The following is a 22,655-nucleotide window of genomic DNA, read 5'->3' on the forward strand; positions in this document are numbered from 1 at the left end:
AAGCACGGGTTCAAGCCCCGCCCGCGACAGTCGGGGCATGACCCCTACCGAGCCCCGCGAAGAAAAGACCGCCGCTCTGCTCCGCGCAGCCCTTCACGCCGCACCGGGCGAACGGATCACCGTGGAGGGACTGCTCGAGCCGCTGAAGCGGCGTGCCTTCGGCTTCCTGCTGCTCCTGTTGGCCATCCCCAATTTCATTCCGGTGCCGCTGGGCATCGGCGGCATCATGGGGGTGCTGGTGGTGGCCCTGGGGCTGGAGATGCTGATTGGCCTGGAACACCCCTGGGTGCCGGGCTTCCTGCGTCGGCGTACGCTCTCCCGTGCTGGCCTGCTGCGATTCCTCGACCGCATCGAACCGGTGACCCGCCGCCTGGAGAAGCTGTGCCAGCCGCGACTGCAGCGGCTGACCCGACGCCCCTTTACCTTCGTGTCCGGTGCCGTGATGATCCTGATCGGGATCCTGCTGGCCCTGCCGATCCCGTTCACCAACTATGTCTTCGGCGGCATGCTGATCGCGTTCGCCTTCGCGCTGGTGGAGCGCGACGGAGCGCTGCTGGTAGCGGTGTGGACGAGCACGCTGGCGATCGTCGTGGCGTCGGCCAGCTTCAGCCGCGCGTTGCTGGGTTTCGCGCGCGACCTGTTCTAGCCGGCGCCGTTCGTTTCAGCCGGCGCCATCCTTGCCATGCGCCAGCGAGGCCATGCGCTGTGCATCGGCGAGGATGCCATGCAGGATGCGCAGCTCACGCAGCTCCGGCCGAGCACGCAGGAACAGCTTGCGCAGCTTGAGCATGATCGTGGTGGGCGAGCGTCCCTTGTGGAACTCGATGTCGTCGAGCATCTCGCCCAGGTGCGTGAAGAAGCGCTCGAGCTGTTCGGCATCGGCCGGGGCCGCATCCGCATCGAGGCTCGGCGGCACGACAACGGGCGACTCATCCGCCAGCAGCGCCGTGCGCAGTTCATAGGCCACCACCTGCACCGCCTGCGAGAGGTTCAGCGAGCTGAAATCGTCGACGCTGGGAATGCGTACCATGGCATGGCAGCGCGCCAACTCGTCGTTCTCCAGGCCGGTGCGCTCGTTGCCGAAGACCAGGGCGACCTGCTCGCCGCGCCGTGCTGCGGCGATCGCCTGGGCGGCGCCTTCGCGGGGGTCGAGTTCGGGCAGGTTGACGCCTCGGCGGCGTGCCGACAGCCCCAGCGAAAACGTGGCACCGGCCAGGCCCGCCACCAGGTCGTCGTGGATGGCCGCCTGCCCGAGCACGTCGTCGGCACCGGCGGCCAGGGCGGTGGCTTCGGGATCGGGAAAGCGATGCGGCGCCACCAGCGTGAGCCGGTCGAAGCCCATGGTCCGCATGGCGCGCGCAGCTGAGCCGATGTTGCCCGAGTGCGAGGTGCGGACCAGGACGAAGCGAAGGCGGTCGTGGAGTTCGGAAAGGGCCATGGGCGACGGGCAGGCTGGACGAGGGCCGGAAAGTCTACAACGGCAATGACTTGGGCATGGGGCATGCGGGTGTTAGACTCGTCGACCGAGGCGGCCCGACCGCCCTCCCCTGTTCTTTTACCAAGTCGATATCCATGCCAAGACCCGCCGTCAACGTCGCGTCGCGTGCCGCGCGCTCCGCAGGAAACATCATCCTGCGCTACATGAATCGCCTCGAAGGCCTTGCGGTCGTCGAAAAGCAGCGGATGGATTTCGCCTCCGAGGTGGATCGCCTCGCCGAAGCCGAAATCATCAAGGAACTGCGCCGCGCCTACCCCACCCACGCCATCCTCGGTGAGGAATCCGGGCAGATCGGCAAGGGCCCGCTGGTGTGGGTCATCGATCCCCTGGACGGCACCCACAATTACCTGCGCGGCATCCCCCACTTCTGCGTGTCCATCGCGCTGGTTGAAAAGGGCGAGCCGGTCTACGGCGTGGTGTTCGATCCCCTGCGCGATGAACTGTTCACCGCCAGCAAGGGCGATGGCGCCTACCTCAACGACCGCCGCATCCGGGTCGGCAAGCGCGAAGGCATCGCCGGCGCCCTGCTCGCCACGGGTTATCCCTACCGCGCGCGTAACCACCTCGAGCCGCAGCTGGCCATGACCTCGGCCTTGCTCAAGGAAGCCGAGGACATCCGCCGCATGGGCTCCGCCGCGCTCGACCTGGCCTACGTGGCCGCCGGTCGCATGGACGGTTTCTTCGAACCGGGCCTCAACGTATGGGATATCGCCGCGGGCGCGCTGCTGGTCCGCGAAGCCGGTGGCGTCTACGGCGACTTCGCCGGCCGCGAAGGCCTGCCCGAGAGCGGCAACATCATCGCCGGTAACCACAAGGTGGCCGCCGCGATGACCGACGTCATCAAGGCGAACGCTACGGCGCGCCTGCTCGGGGAATAATCCGACACGCGGCGAGGGTAATCCCTCGCCGCAGCTTCTCGTTGCCTGACAGACCATGGCGTCTTCGGCAGCGTACCTTGTCGTCGCGAACCGGACGTTCGCAAGCCTCTACCGACAAGGAGTTCAGCATGTTCCCTATTCCCTTATCATGCACCCGGTTCGCGTTCGCGTTCGCAGCGGGCCTGACCGCCTTGCTTCATGGGCCCTCCGCGCATGCGACGGTCGAGACCATGATCGTCACCTCGGATCCCCAGTACCCCTGGACGGACACGCCGGGCGAAACCGATGAGGTGCGCAAGATCCGCTCCCGGCAACTGATCGAGGAGCAATACCGCAGCATCGCCGCGTACCGCGCCAGGCGGCCCGACCAGACCATCCCCGTCTTCATCAATGGCGACCTCACCGCCTATGGGCACGGCTGGCAACGCGCGGTCATGGATGAACTGCTGGGCATCCTGGGCGACAACGTCTATCTGGGACTGGGTAACCACGACTACCAGAACAACATTTTTCAGGAGGATGGATCGGGCTGCTACAACAACGGCTGCGCGCGCGACAGCGTGCTGGGGATCGTGCAGCACGTCATGGCAAAGCCCGACAAGGTCTCATTCGATTTCAGCGTCCAACCCGGGTTTCCCGGCAATCGCTATGAGGGCAGCCTCGCCTACGCCGTCAACACGCCGGGGTGGGAGCGAGTGCTCCAGGTGCAGCTGAACAACTACCCGACCTACGAGGTCTCCTTCGCGTCCACCGAGGGTATCCGTCCGTCACGCTTCGACATCGGGTCGTCGCTACCCTGGCTGAAGAACGTGCTGTACACCCATCTCAGCGTGCCCAGGTACGGCACGCCGGCCGACCGGGCGTACGATTTCGCCATAGCGCATGTGCATTCCGCGGATGGCTACTCGGAAGGTTTCGGCGAGGCACTGGCCGCCGGCCACGTCGCCGCGGTCTTCGCGGGCCACCTGCATTTCCGGTTGGGCCGATATGGAAGCATCAACGGCGTGCCGGTCTTCCTGAGTGGATCCGCCAGCCAGCGCACCTATCTCATCGTGGAGCACGACACCGTGGCCAGGGTGCTGCGCGTCTTCGCCGTGCGCAACAACGATCCGGAAGGACGCGAACTCATCGCTACCGTCGACGTCGGCACCGTCTGACACCGACACACGCAACGAACAAGGATGTCGTCATGAAAAAAAACAGCCCGTTCCGGGCAACGGGAGCACGCGCCTCATGGCTGGCGACGGCGCTCTTCGCCGTCGCCGCGGCCCATGCGGAACAGCCACGGATCATGGTGGTCACCTCGGACCCGCAATACCCGTGGACCCCCGCCACCGACGCGGGCGAACACTCGGACAAGGCCGACAAGGCCCTGGCGGAAGCGTTGATCCGCGAGCAATACCGGAGCATCGATGCGTTTCGCCGCCAGTATCCAGGGCAATCGATCCCCGTGATCGTCAACGGCGACATTACCTCGCAGAGCAAACGATCCGAGCAGCAGAAGATCAGCGAATTGTTCGCAACCCTCGGCAGCGGGCTGTATTACGGCCTGGGCAATCACGACTACCAGAACAACCTGACCAACGCCGTGTGCAAACTGCTTTACTGCGCCATGGAAGCACTGGACAACCTCGCCCACCACGTGCACTGGCATCGGACCAACGGCAACGTGCTCGGCTTCGACATGCGGGCGACGCCGTACCCCTCGGGTGGCATTCTCAAGCAGGGCAGCTGGTCGTATGCCTTCAAGGCCGATGGCTGGGACCGCGTCATCCAGCTGCAGCTGAATAACTTTCCCGAGTATTCGGCCAGCATGGACTGGGGCTTCGGTCCTTACAGCTATCACTACCGGGTGACGTCCAGCGTGCCGTGGCTCCAGACCTACCTGCCCGACTACAGCGACCCGCGGGTGAGCGACCTGGTCCTGGTCCATACCCACCAGCCCGGCACGCTGCGTACCTCGTGGTCGAACGACCTGCAGAAGCTGCTGAAGCGACACAAGGTGGCTGCCATATTCGCGGGGCATCTTCACGAACGCATGGGTCGTTACGACAGGGGTGGTCCCGACGACATTCCGGTCTTCCTCAGTGGCTCGGCCTCGCAGCGTACGTACCTGATCGTCGAGCACTGGCCCGAGTCGAAGCAGCTGAAGGTGTACGGCGTGAGGGATAACACGCCCGCCAACCGCGAGCTGATCGGCGAGATCGATCTCTAGTCGTTCTTCAGCAGGTTGCGCAGGAACGGCACCGTCACCCGTCGCTGTGCGGCGAGTGACGCGCGGTCGAGGGTATCCAGCAGGTCGAGCAAGGTGCCCAGGTCGCGGGCGTGGTGCGCGAACAGCCAGTCCAGCACCACGTCGTCCAGTTCGATGCCACGGGCGCCGGCCTGTTCGCGCAGCACCGCACGGCGCTGGGCATCGGCCAGTGGCTTGAGCAGGGCCTGGGTCAGCGACCCCAGCCGCGAGCGAAGGTCGGGCAACGCGATGTCCAGGGACACCGGTGCACCCAGTGCCGAGAAGAGCAGCGTGCAGCCTTCGGCACGATAGCCATTGAACGTGTCGAACAAGGCGTGCTCGGCATCGGCCTCGCCCGCGATCGTATCGATATCGTCGATGGCCAGCACATCGCTGCCGGCCATGCCGCGGATGGCGGCGGCCCGCGGCCCGCGCAGGCCCGCCAGCGGAAGGTACTGCGCGGTGCGCCCCGCATCGATGGCGGCCTGGCAGGCCGCGATCAGCAGGTGCGTACGCCCGCTGCCCAGCGGCCCCGCCACGAACACCCATGGCGCCGACGCGTCGACGGCGGCCGCACGCACGGCCTCCACGGCCGCCGCGTTGTCGCCCGCGTGGAAGTGCTCGAAGCGCTGGCGCCTCGGCCAGCGCAACGCGAGAGGAAGCTGGGTGCTCATGGGGCGCGATCGACCGGCGGCAGGGGATCGTCCGGCCGCGGTCGCACGCGCACGTCGACATCCACGTCCACATCCAGCTTGTGCGCCACCGTTGCCGGCGGCGCGGGTTCCATGTAGAGGTCGCTCTCGCGATAACGCGCGAACACGTAGCGCAACAGCACCACCACCACGGAGGCAGCCGGCAGGGCCAGCAACACGCCGAGGAAGCCGAACAGGTGACCGCCCGCCAGTACGGCGAAGATCACCGCGACCGGGTGCAGGCCGATCTTGCCGCCGACCAGGCGCGGCACCAGCACGTAGCCTTCCAGCAGCTGGCCCACGGTGAACACCACGCCGACCAGGATCACGTGGGTCCAGTCGCCGTACTGCACCAGCGCGGCGATCAGGGCCGCGACGAAGCCGATCATGAAGCCGAGGTAGGGCACGAAGCTGAGCAGGCCGGCCACCATGCCGATCAGCGGACCGATCGAGATGCCGACCAGGGTCAGCCCGAGGCCGTAGAACACGCCCAGGGCAAGCATCACCAGCAGCTGGCCGCGGACGAAGGCGCCCAGCACCTGGTCGGACTCACGCGCCAGGCGCACCACGGTGGGCTCGATCGAACGGGGCAGCAGGCGCTGGATGTGCGCGATCATGGTGTCCCAGTCGCGCAGCAGATAGAACGCCACGACCGGGATCAGCACGAGATTGGTCAACCACATCACCACGCCCATGCCCGACTGCGTGAGCTTGGTCATCGCCGCGGCGGCCATGCTGCCTACCGAGCCGATGTGCTCACGGATGGTCGCCAACAGGCGGTCGGTATCGAAGACGTTGGCGTCCAGATGCAGACGCACCTGGATCCACGGCAGGGCCGTGGTTCGCACCCAGTCAACGTAGCGCGGCAGGTTCTCGGACAGGTTTTCGAACTGGTGCTCGATCAACGGCACCAGCAGGAGCAGCACACCGACGAAGACCAGGGTAATGACGGTGAACACGATGCTGACCGCCCAGCCGCGACCCATGCCCAGCCGCTGCAGGCGATCGGCCAGGGGGTCGCCCAGGTAGGCCAGCATGCCGGCGATGGCGAACGGCATCAGCACCGGGGCGAGCAGCCAGATGAGGAAGGCGATGACCGCGATGATCGCGAGCATCTGCCAGCGGCGTGAGGTGTCGTGCGTCATGGCGTCAGGGCACCCAGCGCACGGCGAGATCGGCGCCGTCGTGGGGATCGGCAGCCAGCACATGGCCAGCCGAGGCGTAGCCGGCGACCAGGCGGGCCAGCGGGGCGGCGGCATTGACGGTGAACAGCACGCCGTCGGCACTGGCGGCGACCGGCGCCACCGTCTTGATCGAGGGATCGTTCTGGAACGTGGCCAGCAACCCGGCGTAGTCGGACGCCGAATGCAGGCCCGACACCCAGACCTTGCCCGAGGTGCTGCCACCCTGCGTCGCGGCGAACTGGCGATCCAGCTTGTCGGCCATGGCGTTGGCACCATTGCTCAGCAGGGCCGCACGGGCTTCACCGCTGTCCTTCCAGCTGGTGGTCTTGCCGGCCGAGACCAGGGTCCAGTCGGTCTGGTCGTCACCGATGTTACCGACCAGGACGACGCCGGTGTTGTACTGCCGGGCTGCGTTGGCGACCGCGGCGGGATCACCGCCGGCCAACGCCTTGACGTCCGGCACGGCGTCGGGCTTGGGCACCACGATCTGGTAGCCGCGCGTATCGGCCATCTGCGCCAGGGGCAGGAGGTCCTGCTGGCTGAGCAGCTTGCCGCTGGCATCGCGTGCAACCACCAGTACCGGGGCCTTGGGCGCGGCGACGGCCGCGTCGCCCACCGCCAGCACGCGGCGGATCGCACCGGGATCGAACACGATATCCAGGCTGAGCGGGGCGCCGTTGGCGCCTCCGGTGCGGGCATATTGGTACTGCTGCACCAGGCCGCCGGGCTGCTTCATCGCCTGGGCATAGCCCGGCTTGCCGCGAGGGTCGGCGCCGTTGGAAGCCCGCGCCAGGACCTGGGTCAGCCCGTTGGCGAAGGCCTGGTCACGTACCGCCGCACTGGTGTCGGCTACGGGCACGGTCACCGTGTAAAGGGAGGTCTGCGCCATCGCGGGGCCGATGCAGGCGGCCACGAGGAGCGTCAGGAAGACGAGGAGACGGGCTGGGCGCATGGTCGTGGCGTCGCTTTGTGAAGACGGGAAGTCTGCCCAAACCTTGGCACGCCGTCCATCCAAAGCGCGTGCAGGCCAAGGCCGGGTGCCCGCTTGCTGTTATCATTCGCGGTTTCCAATACGCGCCGGAACCGCTTATGTCCTCCGACCAGGGCTCCCTCACCTACCGCGACGCAGGCGTCGACATCGATGCCGGCAACGCGCTCGTCGAGCGCATCAAGCCCATGGTCAAGCGGACTTTCCGTCCCGAGGTCATGGGCGGGCTGGGCGGCTTCGGCGGCCTGTTCGACCTTTCCGGACGTTACAAGGAACCGGTGCTGGTCTCCGGCACCGACGGCGTGGGCACCAAGCTCAAGCTCGCCCACCAGCTCGGCCGCCACGACACCATCGGTATCGACCTGGTGGGCATGTGCGTCAACGACGTGCTGGTACAGGGCGCCGAGCCGCTGTTCTTCCTCGACTATTTCGCCACCGGCAAGCTCGACGTGGACACCGCAGCGTCCGTGGTCGGCGGCATCGCCCGCGGATGCGAGCTGGCCGGCTGTGCGCTGATCGGTGGCGAAACCGCCGAGATGCCGGACATGTACCCGCCGGGCGAATACGACCTGGCCGGCTTCACGGTCGGTGCCGTCGAGAAATCCGCGATGAACGATGGCTCGTCCATCGTGGCCGGCGACGTCATCCTCGGCGTGGCCTCGTCGGGCCCGCACTCCAACGGCTACTCGCTGATCCGGCGCATCCTGGAACGCGCGGGCTCGCCGCTGGACAGCGACATCGGCGGCACGACCCTGGTGGATGCCCTGATGGCCCCGACCACCATCTACGTCAAGCCGATGCTCGAACTGATCGCCAAGGTGGCCGTGCACGGCATGGCCCACATCACCGGCGGCGGCCTGAAGGAAAACATCATCCGCGTCGTACCCGACGGCCTCGGTCTGTCGATCGACGCCGCCTCGTGGCCGCTGCCGCCCGTGTTCCAGTGGCTGCAGCGCGAAGGCAACGTCACCCGCGAGGAAATGTGGCGCACCTTCAACTGCGGCATCGGTTTCACCGTGCTGCTCGCGGCCGACCAGGTGGAGGCGGCGAAAGCGGTGCTCGCCGGTCACGGCCTCGATACCTGGACGATCGGCTCGGTGGTCGCTGCCAGCGGCGACGAGCGTGTCCACATCGCCTGAAGCGCCCGTGGATCGCCCACTGCGTGTCGCCGCGCTCGCTTCCGGGCGCGGCAGCAACCTCGCCGCACTGATCGCCGCGCGGCTTCCGGTGACGTTCGTCCTGGTCGGCAGCGACAAGGCCGGCGCCGGGGCGTTGACCGTGGCACGCGATGCGGGCATTCCCACGCTCGCCCTCAACCCGCGCGATTTTCCCACCCGCGCCGATTTCGACCGCGCCCTGTTCGGCCACGTGGCGGACAGTGGCGCCGACCTGCTGGTGCTGGCCGGCTACATGCGGATCATCGATGCCGCCGTGGTCGCTGCCTGGGAAGGCCGCGCGATCAATATCCACCCCTCCCTGCTGCCGAAATACCGTGGCCTGCACACGCATCGCCAGTGCCTGGACGCGGGCGACGCCGAGCACGGCGCCAGCGTGCATTTCGTCACGGCAGAGCTGGACGGTGGCCCCGTCGTGGCGCAGGCACGTATCGACGTGCGCCCGGACGACAGCGAAGCCTCCCTGGCCGAGCGCCTGCTGGTGGAAGAACACACCCTGCTGCCCGCCGTCGTCCGCGCCATCGCCACGGGCCGCCTGCGCTGGCAGGGCACGCCCCTCTTCGACGGGCAGCCGCTGACATCGCCGCTTACTCCAGCTGCCCTGGCCGTCTAACCCCATATTCCTGGTCGACTAACCCGTCTCCCCAGCCGTACAACCCCGTATCCCCGGCACTTGGCGTAGGAGCGCACGCACGTGCGCGAACCCTCACCCTTGCCTATCGCGAATGAGGCCGTGCGTAGGGAGATGCGGGGCGTTTTTCGCCAAGAGCAAAGGCCACAACACAAGAGCAATCGGCTTTAGTTTTGCGGTCGGAAACGCCGGCTTGGGTGTGGGGCATGGCCTCGTTCGCGGTAGGTGATATGGAGGGTTCGCGCACGTGCGTGCGCTCCTACCCCCCCCCCACCGGCGCGTCGGGCGCGGCCATGGGGCGTCGGGCGCCTTGTGGTTCGCCGGGTGGGCGCGTCGACGCGCATTCAGCCGGCGTGGCTAGAATCGGAACCATGAAGAACCCACTGATCCGCGCCGGCTTCGCGCTGGCCCTCGCCCTGCCCGCCGCCGCGTTCGCCGCGAGCGTGCCGCAGTCCTTCACCGCTACCTATAACGTCCTGCAGGGCGGCAGTCCGCTCGGCGAGGCCACCATCGTGCTGAAAGCGGCCGGCAACGGCCAGTACGAATACACGAACACCACCAAGGGTACGGCGGGCCTGGCCGCGGCGCTGGGGGCCAATTCGACGGAAACCTCGCGGTTCACCTGGGCTGGCTCCGTGCCTCAGGTGGTCAGCTACCACTACCAGCTGGATGCGTCCTTCAAGCAGAAGACCCGCGACATGACCGTGCAGGGCAACACCGTGCAGGTCAAGGACAACAGCAAGAGTTTCAGCTACCCGGCGGCGCAGGGCATGATCGAGCGCAATACGCTGCCCCTGGCCCTGGGCGTGGCATTGCGCGATGGCAAGCAGCAGGCCAGTTTCCCCGTCGCGGTGAAGCAAGAAGTGGAGAACCAGCAGTTCAAGGTGTCGGGCAAGGAGAAAGTGAAGGTGCCCGCGGGCACGTTCGACACCGTGCGCGTCGACCGGACCGACGCCGACCGCGGCTTCAACGCCTGGTATGCGCCGGCGAAATATCCGGTACCGGTCAAGCTGGCGCAGAAGGACGGTGGCGACCTGACGCTGGAGCTGGTGCGGTTCGAGGGCAAATAACCCTCGACCCGTAGGAGCGCACGCTGTGCGCGATATCCCTTCGCAACACTCCACATGTGACGCGACATTTTTGACGTGACGCGCAGGATTCGGCGCACAGCCTCAAAAGATGTCGCGCACAGCGTGCGCTCCTGCGGTCATGAGGGCACTGCGCCGACCCGCCGATGAGCGAGGATCAGCCCGGCAGACGCCGGATATGCGCGCCCAGCACGCCCAGCTTTTCCTCGATGTTCTCGTAGCCGCGATCGATGTGGTAAACGCGGTCGACCGTGGTGTCGCCCTCGGCGACCAGGCCGGCCAGCACGAGGCAGGCCGACGCACGCAGATCCGTGGCCATGATCGGCGCACCCGTCATCTTCGGCACGCCGGTGATGATGGCGGTATTGCCTTCCAGGCGGATGTCGGCGCCCAGCCGCTGCAGTTCCAGCGCGTGCATGAAGCGGTTCTCGAACACCGTCTCCGTAATGACGCCCACGCCTTCGGCGATGCAGTTGAGCGCGGTGAACTGCGCCTGCATGTCGGTCGGAAACGCGGGATAAGGCGCCGTCACCAGGTTGACCGCCTTGGGACGGCGCCCGCCCATGTCCAGCTCGATCCAGTCCGGACCGGTGCTGATATGCGCGCCGGACTCTTCCAGCTTCTGCAGCACCGCATCCATCGTGTCGGCACGCGCGCCGCGGGCGCGCACCTTGCCGCCGGTCATCGCCGCGCCGACCAGGAAGGTGCCGGTCTCGATGCGATCCGGCAGCACTTCGTAGTGCGCGCCGTGCAGGCGCTCGACGCCCTCGACGATCAGCGTGGACGTGCCGACGCCGTCGATCTTGGCGCCCATCGCCATCAGGCAGTGGGCGAGGTCGACCACTTCCGGCTCCTGGGCGGCGTTCTCGATCACCGTGGTGCCCGAAGCCAACGTCGCCGCCATCAGGATGTTCTCGGTGCCGGTGACGGTCACCATGTCCATCACGATGCGGGCGCCCTTCAGGCGACCGGCGCGGGCCTTGATGTAGCCGTTCTCGACGGTGACCTCGGCGCCCAGCGCCTGCAGGCCGCGGATGTGCTGGTCGACCGGCCGGGAACCGATGGCGCAGCCGCCGGGCAGCGACACTTCGGCCTTGCCGTGGCGCGCCACGAGCGGGCCCAGCACCAGGATCGAGGCGCGCATGGTGCGCACCAGGTCGTAGGGCGCCACACAGGAGTTTTCCGGGCGCGGGTCGATGTGCATCTTCATGCGATCGTCCAGCACCACGCGCACGCCCATGCGACCGAGCAGTTCGATGAAGGTGGTGACGTCGTGCAGGTGCGGCACGTTGCCGATGCTGACGGGCTCGTCGGCGAGCAGGCAGGACGCGAGGATGGGCAGTACGGCGTTTTTCGCGCCGGAGATGCCCACTTCACCGTTGAGCGGCTGGCCGCCGCTGATCAGGATCTTGGCCATGGAAGGAGATGCCTTGGGAAGGTAAACAGAACGAGCGTGTCGCCTGGCGCGCTGGAATCAGCGGCGGCCGGCGGCTTCGTCGGGAGTGAGGGTTTTGAGGCCCAGGGCGTGAATGGCACCGCCCATGAGGTCGCCCAGCGTCGCGTAGACGAGGCGGTGACGGGCCAGCGGCAGCTTGCCGGCGAACTGGTCCGAGACGACTTCGGCTTCGAAATGAACGCCGTCGTCGCCGTGAACGGCGACCCTGGCACCGGGCAGGCCGGCTTCGATCAATGCCTGGATGCGCGCAGCGTCCATGGGTTCTCCGATGAGGGGGGTGGGCCGCGCCCGGGAGGGTTCCGAAACGGACCCTGAACCACCGGTCGATGGCGGCGCCGATAAAATGAGAATATGTAATGGTAATGGAAATCCGGTGTCGCAGAAATGGACATCCCGGGTCAGAAGCCACCACCCGGACTCCCGAGGCCGCATGAACGCCCGCACCGCCCCGCCCACCGATCATTCCGCCGTGAACGTCGAAGCCGTCGTGCGCAGCGCCCGTACGGTGATCGTCACGGAAGCCGCGGCCATCCGTGCGCTGGAAACGAAGATCGACGCCACCTTTGTCGAGGCGTGCCGGATGATCCTGGCCTGCAAGGGACGTGTCGTGGTGTCCGGCATGGGCAAGTCCGGCCACGTGGCCCGCAAGATCGCCGCCACGCTGGCCTCCACGGGCACCCCATCGTTCTTCGTCCACCCCGCCGAGGCCAGCCACGGTGACCTCGGCATGATCCAGCCCGACGACATCCTGCTGGGCATCTCCTATTCCGGGGAAACGGACGAACTGCTCTTCATCCTGCCCGCGGTAAAGCGCCAGGGCATACCTTTGATCGCCATCACGGGCAACCCGCGGTCGTCGCTGGCGCGGCAGGCCGAGGTCAACATCGACGCCAACGTGCCGTCCGAGGCGTGTCCCCACGGGCTTGCACCGACCTCCAGCACCACCGCCGCCCTGGTCATGGGCGATGCCCTGGCCGTGGCCCTGCTCGAGGCCCGTGGCTTCACCTCGGACGACTTCGCCCGTTCGCATCCGGCCGGCAGCCTCGGGCGCCGCCTGTTGCTGCACATCGCCGATGTCATGCATACCGGTGACGACGTGCCGCGCATCGGCGTGGACGCCTCGGTCAGCGAGGCGCTGGTGGAAATGACCCGCAAGCACCTGGGCATGACTGCGGTGATCGACGGCGAGGGCCACCTGCTCGGCGTGTTCACCGACGGCGATCTTCGCCGCGCGCTCGACGACGACGATGTGGACCTGCGCGGCGCCACCGTGGGCGAACTGATGACCCGCGGCCCGAAGACCATCGGCTCGGACAAGCTGGCCGTCGAGGCGGCCCAGCTGATGGAAAAACACCAGATCAACGCGCTGCTGGTCACCGACCCCTCCGGCAAGGTGGTCGGCGCGCTGAACATCCACGACCTGCTTCGCGCCCGCGTCGTCTGACGACCGGACCCGGCGCGGCTCCCCGACGCGCCCTTTCGTCCCCATATCGATCCCATGGCCTATACGCATTACACCGACATTCCCGCCGATATCGCCGAACGTGCGGCCCGCGTGCGCATCGTCGTCTTCGACGTGGATGGCACGCTGACCGACGGTCGCCTCTGGTACGGCGAGGACGGTCGCGAAACCAAGGTTTTCCACGTGCATGACGGCCTCGGCCTGAAGCGCCTGCAGGAAAACGGCATCAAGGTCGCGATCATCACCGCGCGGATCAGCCATCCGGTCTCCCTGCGCGCCGAGGAGCTGGGCATCCCGCACGTCTACCAGGGCCAGAAGGACAAGCGCGCCTGCCTCAACGAGCTGCTCAGCGCCCTGCGCCTGACGCCGGAGCAGGCCGCCTTCGTCGGCGACGACCTCCCCGACCTGCCAGCCATGGGCATCGCCGGGCTGTCGGTCGCCGTGGCCAATGCCCACCCCTGGGTGGCGGAGCGCGCCCACTGGCGTACCCGCCTGTCCGGTGGTTACGGCGCCGCCCGCGAAGTCGCCGACATGATCCTTGCCGCCCAGGGCAAGGCCGAAGCCGAACGGGATCGCTGGCAGTGAGCGCACTCAACCTGCTCAAGGATCGCAGCGCCGGTGGCATCGCCGGCATCCTCGTCGTGGCGCTGGGCGCCAGCGTGCTGCTGTATTACTGGGTGGCACCGCAGAAGAAACTGCAGGATTTCGTCGGCCCACCGCGCTCGGGCTACGTGCTGACCAACTTCGACCTGGACTCCTACAACGAGCAGGGCAAGTTGGCCTTCACCCTCATCGCCCCGCACCTCGAGCGGCGCGAGGGTGACGATTCGCTCTATATCAACGCGCCCGACTTCGTGCTGCCGTCCACCAAGGAAGTGGACGTGCCGCCGTGGAAGGGCCATTCGCAGTACGGCTGGGTCAACAAGGATGGCACCGTGCTGAAACTGCAGGGCAAGGTCCACATGGACCGCGTGGCCTTCGCGCAGACGCCGCCGGCCAGCATCGACACCTCCGAGGTCACCGCGTGGCCCAAGGAGAACCGCCTGGAGACGGCCGAGGCAGCCCGGATCGTCCAGGGAACCTCTACAATGAATGGCGTTGGCATGCGCGCCAATCTCGATACCAAGCACCTGGAGCTCCTCGATGCAGTCCACAGCACGTACCTGCCCGCCAAGCGCTAAGGCCCTCCTCGCGGTGCTCGGACTGGCGCTGGTGGCCAGCCTGCCCGTGGCCGCCAAGCAGTCCGACCGCCAGCAGCCGGCCAACGTCGATTCCAAATCCTTCGACGGCTCGCAGCAGCCCAACGGCAAGGTCATCTGGACGGGCAGCGTGGTGATCACCCAGGGCACGCTGAAGATCACCGGCGACAAGGCGACGGGTTTCCTCGACGCCAACAACTCGATCACGCGCATCATCGTCGACGGCAAGCCGGCCACCATCCACCAGTTGGACGACGATGACAACCCGATGGACGGCCAGGCCCTGAACATCGACTACAAGGTCGACCAGGACTACGCCGTGCTCACGGGCAACGCGAAGGTCAAGCAGCCGGTGAAGGGCAGCGCCGAAGGCGACAAGCTCACGTACAACACGAAGGACAGCACGATGACCGGCGAAAGCTCCGGCGGCGCCCCCGTGCACATGACCTTCCAGCCGAAGAACCCGCCGCCGGGCGCCGCGCCCGCGAAGCCGGCCACGCCCGCCCCCACCCCGAAGAAGCCCTGACCCGATGCTTTCAGCCCAAGGCCTGCAAAAGCGTTTCCGCGCCCGCAAGGTGGTTCGCGACTTCGCTTTTTCCATCAGCGAAGGCGAGGTCGTCGGCCTGCTCGGTCCCAACGGTGCCGGCAAGACCACCTGCTTCTACATGGTGGTCGGCCTCATCCAGGCCGACGCCGGCGTGATCAAGCTCGACGAGAAGGACATCACCGGCCTGCCGATGCACGCGCGCGCCAAGCTGGGCATCGGCTACCTGCCCCAGGAAGCGTCGGTGTTCCGCCGGCTCAGCGTGTCGGACAACATCATGGCGGTGCTGGAACTGCGCGAGGGCATGACCCAGAAGCAGCGCGACGACGAACTGGACAGCCTGCTAGACGAACTCAAGATCGCCCACATCGCCGACCAGAAAGGCATCAGCCTGTCCGGTGGCGAGCGTCGCCGTGTCGAGATCGCCCGCGCCCTCGCCGCACGGCCGCGCTACATGCTGCTGGATGAACCGTTCGCGGGCGTCGATCCCATCTCCGTGGGCGAGATCCAGCGCATCGTCCGTCACCTGAAGGAACGCGGCATCGGCGTGCTCATCACCGACCACAATGTCCGCGAGACCCTGGGCATCTGCGACCGCGCCTACATCCTCAACGACGGCGAGGTGCTCGCCCGCGGCACGCCGCAGCACATCCTCGCCGACGAGAAGGTCCGTGAGGTGTACCTGGGACGTGAATTCCGGATCTGATCCACGCCTGGGCGTGACGCGAATTCGGCCGGAACGTCCGGCCTGCGCGGATGCTGGTTGTGCACGTCGCATGGGGTTAGGATGCCATTGAACCCCTAACGCATCGCAGGCATGAAACCCGGACTCCAGTTTCGCCTCAACCAGCAGCTCACGCTGACGCCCCAGCTGCAGCAGGCCATCCGCCTGCTGCAGTTGTCGCAGCTGGAGCTCGAAGCGGAGCTCCGCCAGATTGCCGAAGGCAACCCGCTGCTCGAGTTCGCCGAGGATGCCGAGGCGGAAGCCGATCCGGACGGCGAGTCCACGGACGGGCCGGACTTCGATAACGACTACCCGTCCCGCCAGGAAACCCCCAAGTCCGCCAAGGACGACGAGTCCACCGCCACCCCGTCCGAAGAACTCGCGCCGGAATGGGAGGACGACCGCTTCCACGGCGAGGCGAGCGACTACGGTGGCAGCGCCTCCTCGCGAGCCAGCGGCGGGGGTGACGAGGACGGCTTCGAACCGCAGAACGCCGCGCCACAGAGCCTGCAGCAACACCTCGAGTGGCAGCTCAACCTGTCCCAGTTCTCGCCCCGCGACCACGCGATCGCCACGGCGATCATCCACGCGCTGGATGAGGACGGCTACCTGCGTGATGGCGTGGAGGCGGTGGAAGCCGCCCTGCCCGCCGAGCTGCGACCGGGCGCCGGCGAGATCGAAGCCGTGCGCCAGCGCGTGCAGCGCTTCGATCCCACCGGCATCGCCAGCCTCGACCTGCGCGACTGCCTGCTCTGCCAGTTATCCCAGTTCGCGGCGGAAACGCCGTATCGCGACCTGGCGATCCGCATCGTCAACGAGGAACTGGAACTGCTGGCCCGCAACGACAGCGTCCGGATCGCCCGCAAGCTGAAGGCCGCCGAGGCCGACGTCGCCGCGGCCGCCGCCCTCATCCGCAGCCTCGATCCGCGTCCCGGCGCGGCCCTGGATGCCACCCCCGTGGAATATGTCGCACCCGACGTGTATGCCCGGCGCGAGGGAGGACGTTGGCACGTCAGCCTGAATCCCGACTCCCAGCCGCGGCTGGGTCTCAACCAGCATTACTGCAACCTGATCGCCCGGGCACGCGGCGACGACGCCACCTGGATGAAGGGCCAGTTGCAGGAGGCCCGTTGGCTGCTGAAAAGCCTGCAATCCCGTGCGGAAACCCTGACCAAGGTCGCCGAGGTCATCGTCCGCCGGCAGAGCGCCTTCCTCGATTACGGCCCGGAAGCCATGCATCCCCTGGTGCTGCGCGAGGTGGCCGAAGAGGTGGGCATGCACGAATCGACCATTTCCCGGGTCACCACGCGCAAATACATGCACACCCCGCGCGGCACCTTCGAGCTGAAACACTTCTTTTCCAGCGGCGTCTCTACCGAAGACGGCGGCAGCGCCTCGGCCACGGCCATCCAGGCCATGCTGCGCAAGCTGATCACGGCCGAAGACGCCCGGCGCCCGCTGTCCGACCAGGCGCTGGCCGAAGAACTCCATCGACGCGGCATTCAGGTCGCTCGCCGTACGGTGGCCAAGTACCGGGAAGCGATGCGCATTCCCAGCTCCAGTGAACGCGTACGCGCAAGTTGAGAAACATCGGGGGGAACCCCATCGGCGCGCCACGGTCCCAGGAGTTCAGGCTTGAGGAACGGCACCCCCGTCGTTCCGATCTTGTCGCCCCACGGCGACACCCTCAGCAAGAAGGAGGCGTCATGCAAATCCAGATCAGCGGCCAGCACATCCATATCACCCCCGCCCTGCGCGAGCGCGTGGAGCAGCAAGTCAGCCGCTTCGAACGCCTTTTCGACAACATCAAAGCCCTCGACGTGGTTCTTTCCGTCGACAAGAACGAACACAAGGCCGGTGGCACCCTGCACTGCGCCGGCACCCGCCTGCATGCCGAAGGGATTGCCCGCCTCGAAGACGACAACAAGGGTGACACCCTGTACTCGGCCATCGACGCCATGATCGGCAAACTGGCCGACCAGCTGCGCAAGCACAAGGAAAAACTGAAGGATCACCACAACAGCGAAGGCCGCGACGCGCGCGTCGCCAGCACCAGCTGACCCCATCGCCCGGCGGCCGCCCTCAGGCGCCGCCGGGCAAGCCACCGCGCGTTTGATGGCACAATAGCCCCCTGGCCGGCGTTTTCGCGCCGGTCTTGCCATCCAAAGGGATCTCACGCGTGGACCGGCTCACCGCCAGACAACTCTTCGACGGCGTTTACGACCGCATGGCGCTGCGCTGGGCCGCGGGCATGCGCGGTGAGTCACGCGTGCTCGAGCCCAACGCCAAGCAGAGCCGCCGGCCCTCGCTGGTCGGCTACCTCAACGTCATCTATCCCAACAAGATCCAGATCATCGGCACCGAGGAGCTCAATTTCCTCGACGGGCTGGAGTCGCGCCAGCGCTGGGAAGTGATCCACAAGATCGCCGCCTACCAGCCGGCCGCGCTGATCGTCACGAAAGACCAGTCGATCCCCCCCGACCTTCGCGAGGTCGCGGAAGAAACCGACACCCCGCTCTGGCAGAGCACCAAGCGCGGCCATGAGCTGCTCACCTACCTTCAGTACCACCTGGCCCGCACGCTGGCGCCCCGCGTCACCCTTCACGGCGTCTTCCTCGAGGTCTTCTCCATCGGCGTGCTCATCACCGGTGAGCCCGGCTCGGGCAAGAGCGAGCTCGCCCTCGAGTTGATCAGCCGCGGCCACCGGCTGGTGGCGGACGACGCCACCGAGTTCACGCTGATCGCTCCGGACGTGATCGACGGCGCCTGCCCCGAACTCCTGCAGGACCTGCTCGAGGTCCGCGGCCTGGGCGTGCTCAACATCCGCGAGATGTTCGGCCACACGGCAGTCAAGCCCTCCAAATACCTGCGCCTGGTCGTCCACCTCAAGCCGCTCACCTCCGGCGAGGACATCGACGGCATGACCCGTCTCACTGGCGATGTCAGCCGGCGCAACGTGCTGGACGTGGACGTCCCCAAGATCACCATCCCGGTCGCGCCGGGCCGCAACCTTGCCGTGCTGGTCGAAGCCGCCGTGCGCAACCACGTGCTCAAGAGCAAGGGCATCGATCCGGCACAGACCTTCATCGACCGCCAGGCGCACCAGATGCGCCGACTACCGCCGTGGTGACCGAGATGAACGAGGACGTCATGAGCCCCATCGTCGAGCCAGAAGGCATCCACCTCGTGGTGCTCACGGGCATGTCCGGGGGCGGCAAGACCGTCGCCCTGCGCGCGCTGGAGGACCTCGAGTTCTACTGCGTCGACAACATGCCGGCGGAACTGATCCCCCAGCTGGTCGCCGCCGTCAGCCAGGGCGAGCACGGTCCGCGCCGACGCATCGCTGTCGGGGTGGACGTGCGCAATCGCCGCATCGATCTCTCGCGCATGCCCCATGTGCTTTCCGAGCTGTCCACGGCCGGCGTGCACGTGCACCTGATCTTCCTCGACAGCCGCGACGACGTCCTCATCAAGCGTTATTCGGAAACACGCCGCCGCCACCCGCTGGCGGCGGAAAAACGCTCGCTGGCCGATTCCATCGCGGAAGAACGGCGCCTGCTGCGCCCGCTCGTGTCCATCGCCGAAAAGGTCATCGATTCCAGCGACCTCAACGTCCACCAGCTGCGCCGCCTGTTCGCCACGGGCTACGCGGCCGCCTCGGACGGCACCACCCTGCTGTTCGAGTCCTTCGCCTACCGCCGCGGACTGCCGTCGGATGCCGATTTCGTCTTCGACGCCCGCTGCCTGCCCAACCCCCACTGGGATCCTCGCCTGCGGCCGTTTTCCGGCCGCGACCTGCCGGTGCGCGAATTCCTCGACGCCAATCCACTCGTGGGCGAGTACTATGCCGACGTCGCCCGTTGGCTAGACACCTGGCTGCCACGCTTCGAAGGTGAGGACCGCAGCTATGTCACGGTGTCCATCGGCTGCACAGGGGGCCGCCATCGCTCGGTCTACATGGTCGAGAAGCTGGCCCAGCATTTCCGCTCGGAACGCGGCAACGTACTTACCTTCCATCGCGAACTCGAGTGACCCCATGACCCAGCCCAAGCCAGTGCGAGTACCCGGGCCATGAGCGTCGGTGTGCTCCTCATGACCCACGAAGCCGTCGGCAAGGCGCTGATCTCGGCTGCCCGCCACGTCATGCCCAAGCTGCCCATGGACGTCGACGCGGTCGAAGTCCCGCCCAGCTCCGATCCGGACATCATGCGCACGCTCACCGCCAAGCACGCCCGCGACCTCGACCACGGCGACGGTGTACTGGTGCTGGCCGACCTCTACGGCGCCACGCCGTGCAATATCGGCTTGTCGCTGAGCGAACTGGGCGTCCACCTCCGCTGCGTATCGGGGCTCAACCTGCCCATGCTGCTGCGCGTACTCAACTATTCGGAAAAATCGCTGACCGAACTGGCCGAGATAGCGGCCAGCGGCGGTCGCGGCGGGATCTTCATCGACCATGCTTGAACGGGACATCGTGGTATCCAACCGGCTGGGCCTGCACGCGCGTGCCTCCGCCAAGCTCGTGCAACTGGTGGCGGGCTTCAAGTCCACGGTCTGGCTGATCAGCAAGGGCCGTGAAGTGAACGCGCAGAGCATCATGGGCGTGATGATGCTGGCCGCCGGCATGGGCACGTCGCTCACCGTGCGCGCCGAAGGCGACGACGCGGAGGCCGCGCTGGCCGCCGTTGTCGACCTCTTCGACCGCAAGTTCGACGAAGGCGCCTGATCCATGACCCATCACGCTCATAGCGCCAGCCCCCCATGAGGTACCTGCTGACCGGTACGCAAGCCGCCCGGGGCATGGCCCTGGGTCGTGCGCGCCTGGTCCAGCCGAGCATCTACGCCGTCGACACGCGAATGCTCGAGGACACCGAAGTCGCCCCGGAAATCGAGCGCCTGCACAAGGCGATCGACAGCGCGCGTACGGAACTGCGCGAACTGCGCGGCAAGCTGCACGGCGCGCTCGCCCGCGAGGTCGGCGACTTCATCGACGCCCACAGCCTCCTGCTGGACGACCAGGAACTGCTGCGCGGCCTGGACGAACTGGTATCCGTCGGCCACTACACGGCCAGCGCCGCGCTCAAGATGCAGCGCGATCGCCTCGCAGCCGTGTTCGATGCGATGAACGACCCCTACCTGAAGAGCCGCGGCGAAGACATCGACCAGGTCATCGGGCGGGTGATGTCCGCGCTGCTCCAGCAGTCCAGCCGCGAGGAACGCAAGCTGGCCGCGCGCGTCGGCGAGATCATCGTCAGCGACACCGTCGCGCCGGCCGACATGGCGAGCATGGCGGGCCAGGGCATGCTCGGCGTCATCGCCAGCGCCGGCAGCATCTATTCGCACAGCGCCATCCTGGCGCGCAGCTTCAACCTGCCCATGGTGGTCGGGACCAAGGACGCGCTGGCGACGATCAACGACGACGACCTGGTGCTGATCGACGCCGAGCACGGCGAGGTCATCGTCCATCCCACCGCGCAGGACCTCGCCCGCTACCGGCAATGGCAACGCCAGGCCGCTGCGGAAGGCCGGCGTCTGGCCGCGCTGGCCACCGCGCCGACACATACCCGCGATGGCGCCCACGTGCGGCTCTATGCCAACGCGGAGCTGACCAGCGACGTCACCCTCGCCCGTTCCCGCGGCGCCGATGGCGTCGGCCTGTACCGCTCCGAATTCCTGTTCCTGCGCCAGCGTGGCCTGCCCTCCGAGGAGGAACAGTTCGTCGCCTACCGTGACGTGGTACTCGGCATGGGTGGCTTGCCCGTCACCATCCGCACGCTGGACCTGGGCGCCGACAAGGCGGATTCGGCCGGCCTGGCCATCCGCGGCGAGGACAACCCGGCCCTGGGCGTGCGTGGCGTGCGCCTCTCGCTGCGCTATCCCGACATTTTCAGCGTGCAGCTGCGCGCCATCCTGCGCGCGGCCTGCTATGGCCCCGTGCGTATCCTCGTGCCGATGATCACGCACCTGGGCGAGATGACCGAGGTGCGCCGGCTGGTCAAGAAGGCGCGTGAGGACCTGGCCCGTGCCGGCCACGAACTGCCCGAACGGATCGACCTGGGCGCCATGATTGAGGTACCGGCCGCCGCCATCGGGGTCACCTCCATCCTCGAGAAGGCCGACTTCCTGGCCATCGGCACCAACGACCTCGCCCAGTACGTGCTGGCCGCGGACCGCAACAACGACGCCCTGGAAGGCATCTACGATCCCTTGCAGCCGGCCTTCCTGAGACTGATCGCCCACGTCATCGCCAGCGCGCGCCGGGCGAAGAAGCCCGTCAGCCTGTGCGGCGAGATCGCCGGCGACACACGCTTCACCGCCCTGCTCCTGGCGATGGGCCTGGAAGAATTCAGCATGCATCCCGGCCAGCTGCTCCAGGTGCGCGACCGGCTCACGCAGCTGGACTGCCGTGCCCTGCGTCGCGCCGCGCCGCAGTTGTTCCGCGCGCACACACGCGATGAGGTCGAGGCGAGGTTGCTCGAAGTCGAGGCATTGCAGGACGCCTGCCCGTCAGACTGACGACGCAACGACCGGCGGCGCGTCCGATACCACGCCCGGCATCATGACCGACCGTGTCTGACACAACGCCCCGGCGTCCGGTAGGAGCCGACGATGTCGGCGAACCCTCAACCCACCTATCGCAAATGAGGCGAGACCGTTTGCACGGGCGAGCGTTTTCGGTCCGTATGCCGGCTTCGTTCGGCTGAGGGAAACGCCTGCCAGGATGGTGAGGCATGGCGTTGTTCGCAGGGCGTAACCGTGAGGGGTCGCGGACATCGTCCGCTCCTACACACGGCCATGATGCTGTGGTGCATTCCCATGTCGCGATGAGTGCCGGCCACGATGCCTTGATGCGTGTCCATGTTGCGATGGTGGGGATGGCGCACAAAAAAAAAGGGCCACGAT

25 protein-coding genes are annotated in these 22,655 nt (G+C 67.1%); 19 read left to right on the forward strand and 6 right to left on the reverse strand.

The features are described 5' to 3' along the window. Positions 1-37 precede the first annotated feature (37 nt). Positions 38-646: an exopolysaccharide biosynthesis protein gene (locus QRN34_RS16875; protein WP_285406279.1), complete on the forward strand. Its 609-nt coding sequence runs from the start codon at positions 38-40 to the stop codon at positions 644-646. A gap of 15 nt (positions 647-661) precedes the next feature. On the opposite strand, the gene QRN34_RS16880 is transcribed toward QRN34_RS16875, so the two are convergent. Then, entirely contained in the window at positions 662-1,438 is a 777-nt protein-coding gene (locus tag QRN34_RS16880; RefSeq protein WP_285406281.1) for an RNA methyltransferase, read from the reverse strand. A 134-nt stretch (positions 1,439-1,572) separates the two neighbouring features. Between QRN34_RS16880 and QRN34_RS16885 the strand changes: the two genes are divergently transcribed. From QRN34_RS16885 to QRN34_RS16895, 3 genes are all read left to right on the forward strand, one after another. Beyond that, positions 1,573-2,376, forward strand: a complete 804-nt coding sequence (locus tag QRN34_RS16885) for an inositol monophosphatase family protein (protein WP_285406283.1) — start codon at positions 1,573-1,575, stop codon at positions 2,374-2,376. Between the two features lie 128 nt (positions 2,377-2,504). Further along, the gene (locus QRN34_RS16890) at positions 2,505-3,533 is read left to right on the forward strand and encodes a metallophosphoesterase (protein WP_285406285.1); all 1,029 of its coding nucleotides are present in this window, start codon (positions 2,505-2,507) and stop codon (positions 3,531-3,533) included. Between the two features lie 32 nt (positions 3,534-3,565). After that, entirely contained in the window at positions 3,566-4,591 is a 1,026-nt protein-coding gene (locus QRN34_RS16895; protein ID WP_285406288.1) for a metallophosphoesterase, read from the forward strand. Here the strand turns inward: QRN34_RS16895 and hda are convergent. From hda to QRN34_RS16910, 3 genes are read right to left on the reverse strand one after another with little or no spacing between them, the layout of a single operon-like run. Next, on the reverse strand, positions 4,588-5,283 hold the full coding sequence (hda, locus tag QRN34_RS16900) for a DnaA regulatory inactivator Hda (protein WP_285406291.1): 696 nt from the start codon (positions 5,281-5,283) through the stop codon (positions 4,588-4,590). The two genes, QRN34_RS16895 and hda, sit on opposite strands and share 4 nt — an antisense overlap. Beyond that, positions 5,280-6,446, reverse strand: a complete 1,167-nt coding sequence (locus QRN34_RS16905) for an AI-2E family transporter (RefSeq protein WP_285406294.1) — start codon at positions 6,444-6,446, stop codon at positions 5,280-5,282. The genes hda and QRN34_RS16905 overlap by 4 nt, the downstream gene beginning before the upstream one ends. A gap of 4 nt (positions 6,447-6,450) precedes the next feature. Then, positions 6,451-7,437: a DUF2066 domain-containing protein gene (locus QRN34_RS16910; RefSeq protein ID WP_285406298.1), complete on the reverse strand. Its 987-nt coding sequence runs from the start codon at positions 7,435-7,437 to the stop codon at positions 6,451-6,453. A 137-nt stretch (positions 7,438-7,574) separates the two neighbouring features. On the opposite strand from QRN34_RS16910, the gene purM reads away from it, so the two are divergent. From purM to QRN34_RS16925, 3 genes are all read left to right on the forward strand, one after another. Next, a complete protein-coding gene (gene purM / locus QRN34_RS16915) occupies positions 7,575-8,612 on the forward strand; it encodes a phosphoribosylformylglycinamidine cyclo-ligase (RefSeq protein WP_285406299.1) in 1,038 nt (345 codons plus the stop codon). A gap of 7 nt (positions 8,613-8,619) precedes the next feature. Then, positions 8,620-9,261, forward strand: a complete 642-nt coding sequence (gene purN / locus QRN34_RS16920; RefSeq protein WP_285406301.1) for a phosphoribosylglycinamide formyltransferase — start codon at positions 8,620-8,622, stop codon at positions 9,259-9,261. Positions 9,262-9,650: 389 nt separating this feature from the next. After that, positions 9,651-10,349, forward strand: a complete 699-nt coding sequence (locus QRN34_RS16925) for a DUF3108 domain-containing protein (protein ID WP_285406302.1) — start codon at positions 9,651-9,653, stop codon at positions 10,347-10,349. Positions 10,350-10,524: 175 nt separating this feature from the next. Here the strand turns inward: QRN34_RS16925 and murA are convergent, their stop codons facing one another. Then, the gene (murA, locus tag QRN34_RS16930; protein WP_036140033.1) at positions 10,525-11,784 is read right to left on the reverse strand and encodes a UDP-N-acetylglucosamine 1-carboxyvinyltransferase; all 1,260 of its coding nucleotides are present in this window, start codon (positions 11,782-11,784) and stop codon (positions 10,525-10,527) included. Between the two features lie 57 nt (positions 11,785-11,841). Beyond that, positions 11,842-12,081, reverse strand: coding sequence for a BolA/IbaG family iron-sulfur metabolism protein (locus QRN34_RS16935; RefSeq protein WP_036140032.1), 240 nt, complete (start codon positions 12,079-12,081; stop codon positions 11,842-11,844). Between the two features lie 172 nt (positions 12,082-12,253). On the opposite strand from QRN34_RS16935, the gene QRN34_RS16940 reads away from it, so the two are divergent. The 12 genes from QRN34_RS16940 to ptsP all read left to right on the forward strand — a co-directional run bounded on the left by QRN34_RS16940 (position 12,254) and on the right by ptsP (position 22,268). Next, complete coding sequence (locus QRN34_RS16940) at positions 12,254-13,267, forward strand: KpsF/GutQ family sugar-phosphate isomerase (RefSeq protein WP_036140031.1); 1,014 nt, start codon at positions 12,254-12,256, stop codon at positions 13,265-13,267. A gap of 54 nt (positions 13,268-13,321) precedes the next feature. Continuing rightward, the gene (locus QRN34_RS16945) at positions 13,322-13,870 is read left to right on the forward strand and encodes an HAD family hydrolase (protein ID WP_285406304.1); all 549 of its coding nucleotides are present in this window, start codon (positions 13,322-13,324) and stop codon (positions 13,868-13,870) included. Continuing rightward, positions 13,867-14,466: an LPS export ABC transporter periplasmic protein LptC gene (gene lptC, locus QRN34_RS16950; protein WP_051938635.1), complete on the forward strand. Its 600-nt coding sequence runs from the start codon at positions 13,867-13,869 to the stop codon at positions 14,464-14,466. The genes QRN34_RS16945 and lptC overlap by 4 nt, the downstream gene beginning before the upstream one ends. Then, complete coding sequence (gene lptA / locus QRN34_RS16955) at positions 14,429-15,010, forward strand: lipopolysaccharide transport periplasmic protein LptA (RefSeq protein WP_036140028.1); 582 nt, start codon at positions 14,429-14,431, stop codon at positions 15,008-15,010. The genes lptC and lptA overlap by 38 nt, the downstream gene beginning before the upstream one ends. 4 nt (positions 15,011-15,014) lie before the next feature. Continuing rightward, positions 15,015-15,734, forward strand: coding sequence for an LPS export ABC transporter ATP-binding protein (gene lptB, locus QRN34_RS16960; RefSeq protein ID WP_036140027.1), 720 nt, complete (start codon positions 15,015-15,017; stop codon positions 15,732-15,734). Positions 15,735-15,845: 111 nt separating this feature from the next. Beyond that, a complete protein-coding gene (locus QRN34_RS16965; protein ID WP_285406306.1) occupies positions 15,846-17,336 on the forward strand; it encodes an RNA polymerase factor sigma-54 in 1,491 nt (496 codons plus the stop codon). A gap of 122 nt (positions 17,337-17,458) precedes the next feature. Further along, complete coding sequence (raiA, locus tag QRN34_RS16970; RefSeq protein WP_285406307.1) at positions 17,459-17,812, forward strand: ribosome-associated translation inhibitor RaiA; 354 nt, start codon at positions 17,459-17,461, stop codon at positions 17,810-17,812. 119 nt (positions 17,813-17,931) lie between these two features. After that, positions 17,932-18,882 carry an HPr(Ser) kinase/phosphatase gene (gene hprK, locus QRN34_RS16975; RefSeq protein WP_036140024.1) on the forward strand — a complete coding sequence of 317 codons (951 nt, stop codon included), beginning with the start codon at positions 17,932-17,934 and terminating at the stop codon, positions 18,880-18,882. Positions 18,883-18,887: 5 nt separating this feature from the next. Further along, positions 18,888-19,784 (forward strand): RNase adapter RapZ, encoded by an 897-nt coding sequence (gene rapZ / locus QRN34_RS16980; protein ID WP_036143939.1) that lies wholly within the window; start codon positions 18,888-18,890, stop codon positions 19,782-19,784. A 39-nt stretch (positions 19,785-19,823) separates the two neighbouring features. Next, the gene (locus QRN34_RS16985) at positions 19,824-20,216 is read left to right on the forward strand and encodes a PTS fructose IIA subunit family protein (RefSeq protein ID WP_345782914.1); all 393 of its coding nucleotides are present in this window, start codon (positions 19,824-19,826) and stop codon (positions 20,214-20,216) included. After that, complete coding sequence (locus tag QRN34_RS16990; protein ID WP_285406310.1) at positions 20,209-20,478, forward strand: HPr family phosphocarrier protein; 270 nt, start codon at positions 20,209-20,211, stop codon at positions 20,476-20,478. The genes QRN34_RS16985 and QRN34_RS16990 overlap by 8 nt, the downstream gene beginning before the upstream one ends. 35 nt (positions 20,479-20,513) lie before the next feature. Next, a complete protein-coding gene (gene ptsP, locus QRN34_RS16995) occupies positions 20,514-22,268 on the forward strand; it encodes a phosphoenolpyruvate--protein phosphotransferase (protein ID WP_285406312.1) in 1,755 nt (584 codons plus the stop codon). The last annotated feature ends 387 nt before the right edge of the window (positions 22,269-22,655 follow it).

Origin of the sequence: Luteibacter sp. ME-Dv--P-043b (genome assembly GCF_030209605.1) — a bacterium.
Classification (GTDB): Bacteria; Pseudomonadota; Gammaproteobacteria; order Xanthomonadales; family Rhodanobacteraceae; genus Luteibacter.